Origin of the sequence: Pseudomonas edaphica, assembly GCF_005863185.1 — a bacterium.
Taxonomy (GTDB): Bacteria; Pseudomonadota; Gammaproteobacteria; order Pseudomonadales; family Pseudomonadaceae; genus Aquipseudomonas; species Aquipseudomonas edaphica.
This window is the reverse complement of the sequence record NZ_VBVZ01001029.1, coordinates 1-1,059: the sequence shown is the minus strand read 5'-3', so window position 1 is coordinate 1,059 and position 1,059 is coordinate 1. Positions and strand designations below refer to the sequence as shown.

The window sequence follows — 1,059 nt, the reverse complement described above, 5'->3', positions numbered from 1 at the left end:
CAGGCTGCCGGTCCAGAGGGTGATGGCCGCATCGAGCAGGCCACTGTCGGCGGCGCGGCCGTCGTTGTGGGCAAACTCCGGCGCTTCAGCCAGGTCGGCACGGCCGATGGTGTGCATCAGGCGCTTGTAGATCGGGTCACTGTTGCCGGCGATCACCACATAGGCGCCGTCGGCAGTCAGGTAGGTGTTGGACGGCGCAATACCCGGCAAGGCGCCGCCGCTGCGCTCACGCACATGGCCGAGCATGTCGTATTCGGGCACCAGGCTTTCCATCAGGTTGAACACACTTTCGGCCAGTGACACATCGACAACCTGCCCCTCGCCCTGCCCGGTCTTGACCCGCAGCAGCGACATCAGCGCGCCGATCACCGCGTGCAACGAGGCGAGAGAGTCACCCAGGCTGACGCCAACCCGCGCCGGCGGAGAGTCGGGGTTGCCGGTGGTGTAGCGAATGCCGCCCATGGCCTCACCGATCGCACCAAACCCTGGGCGATCGCGGTAAGGCCCGGTCTGGCCGTAGCCGGAGATACGCACCAGAGTCAGCTTGGGGTTCAGCGCATGCAGCACGTCCCAACCCAGGCCGAGTTTCTCCAGGCCGCCAGGGCGCAGGTTTTCGATCAGCACGTCGGCGTCGCCCAGCAATTGCTTGATCAACCCCAGGCCTTCCGGGGACTTGAGGTCCAGGGCGAGCGACTTTTTGTTACGCGATTGCAGGTACCACCACAGCGACGTGCCTTCGTGCAGCTTTCGCCATTTACGAAGCGGGTCGCCCTGGCCCATGGCTTCGATCTTGATCACCTCGGCGCCAAACTCGGCCAGCATCCGCGCGGCGAACGGCGCGGCAATCAGTGTGCCGATTTCAATCACCTTGATACCGCTCAATGGCGCTGTCATGGGATGGTCCTCTTGTTCTTGGAATATGCAGCCAAGGCTAGAGGACAGAGGGAAGATAAATCCAACCGTCAGTTGGCAAGGAGCGTTCGCGAAATGCGAACGGCTATTGGCTGCCGGCGTCAGTCAGATCGCTATCGCGGGCAAGCCCGGCTCCCACAGGAGGAA

Annotated in this window: 1 protein-coding gene; it reads right to left on the bottom strand. The window is 63.4% G+C overall.

Features of this window, described 5'->3' with window-relative positions; genetic code table 11:
• On the bottom strand, window positions 1-894 hold an 894-nt coding region (locus tag FEM54_RS33020; RefSeq protein ID WP_138454332.1), incomplete at its 3' end, for a CaiB/BaiF CoA transferase family protein.
• Between the last annotated feature and the right edge of the window lie 165 nt (window positions 895-1,059).